Here is an 882-nt window from a genome sequence, read left to right as displayed (position 1 = left end):
CAATGAATCTTTGGAGCGGAAGACGAGGTTCGAACTCGCGACCCCCACCTTGGCAAGGTGGTGTTCTACCACTGAACTACTTCCGCTCGTTTATAAAATTAAATGGTGCGGGTGAAGGGAGTCGAACCCCCACGCCTTGCGGCGCTAGATCCTAAGTCTAGTGCGTCTGCCAGTTCCGCCACACCCGCGTGAATAATTCACATAAAAGTGATGAGCCATGTAGGATTCGAACCTACGACCCTCTGATTAAAAGTCAGATGCTCTACCAACTGAGCTAATGGCTCGTACTATGGTGCCGGAGAAAGGACTTGAACCCTCAACCTACTGATTACAAGTCAGTTGCTCTACCAGTTGAGCTACTCCGGCGTTTGGAATAAATATGGTGGAGGATGACGGGCTCGAACCGCCGACCCTCTGCTTGTAAGGCAGATGCTCTCCCAGCTGAGCTAATCCTCCTGGGTATTAATTTGTATGTATAGAAATATTCCGAAGTAGCTCAGTGGTAGAGCAATCGGCTGTTAACCGATTGGTCGTAGGTTCGAGTCCTACCTTCGGAGCCATTAATGGAGAGCTGTCCGAGTGGCCGAAGGAGCACGATTGGAAATCGTGTAGGCGGGTAACCCTGTCTCAAGGGTTCAAATCCCTTGCTCTCCGCCAGATAACTTCTCTAATACATAATGGCCCCTTGGTCAAGCGGTTAAGACACCGCCCTTTCACGGCGGTAACACGGGTTCGAATCCCGTAGGGGTCACCATTCATTTATAAGATATACCAGCATTAAACGGAGGATTAGCTCAGCTGGGAGAGCATCTGCCTTACAAGCAGAGGGTCGGCGGTTCGAGCCCGTCATCCTCCACCATTAAGTTAAATTAGTAAGTATAA

General features: G+C 49.9%; 9 tRNA genes. 4 read left to right on the top strand and 5 right to left on the bottom strand.

Going from position 1 to position 882, the window contains the following annotated elements:
• Positions 1-11: 11 nt before the first annotated feature.
• The 5 genes from OR571_RS06615 to OR571_RS06595 form a co-directional block, all read right to left on the bottom strand.
• Positions 12-86, bottom strand: a tRNA-Gly gene (locus OR571_RS06615).
• A 17-nt stretch (positions 87-103) separates the two neighbouring features.
• Positions 104-188, bottom strand: a tRNA-Leu gene (locus OR571_RS06610).
• Positions 189-211: 23 nt separating this feature from the next.
• Positions 212-284, bottom strand: a tRNA-Lys gene (locus tag OR571_RS06605).
• 6 nt (positions 285-290) lie between these two features.
• Positions 291-366 (bottom strand) — tRNA-Thr (locus OR571_RS06600).
• Between the two features lie 14 nt (positions 367-380).
• A tRNA-Val gene (locus tag OR571_RS06595) sits at positions 381-456 on the bottom strand.
• 29 nt (positions 457-485) lie between these two features.
• Between OR571_RS06595 and OR571_RS06590 the strand changes: the two genes are divergently transcribed.
• The 4 genes from OR571_RS06590 (at position 486) to OR571_RS06575 (ending at position 859) form a co-directional block, all read left to right on the top strand.
• A tRNA-Asn gene (locus tag OR571_RS06590) sits at positions 486-560 on the top strand.
• Positions 561-565: 5 nt separating this feature from the next.
• Positions 566-657 (top strand) — tRNA-Ser (locus OR571_RS06585).
• Positions 658-679: 22 nt separating this feature from the next.
• Positions 680-754 (top strand) — tRNA-Glu (locus OR571_RS06580).
• A 29-nt stretch (positions 755-783) separates the two neighbouring features.
• Positions 784-859 (top strand) — tRNA-Val (locus OR571_RS06575).
• Positions 860-882: the final 23 nt, after the last annotated feature.

It is taken from the genome of Psychrobacillus sp. NEAU-3TGS (assembly GCF_029955155.1).
Taxonomy (GTDB): Bacteria; Bacillota; Bacilli; order Bacillales_A; family Planococcaceae; genus Psychrobacillus.
Note: the sequence above shows the minus strand (reverse complement) of the source record. Positions and strands in the feature narration are given on the sequence as shown.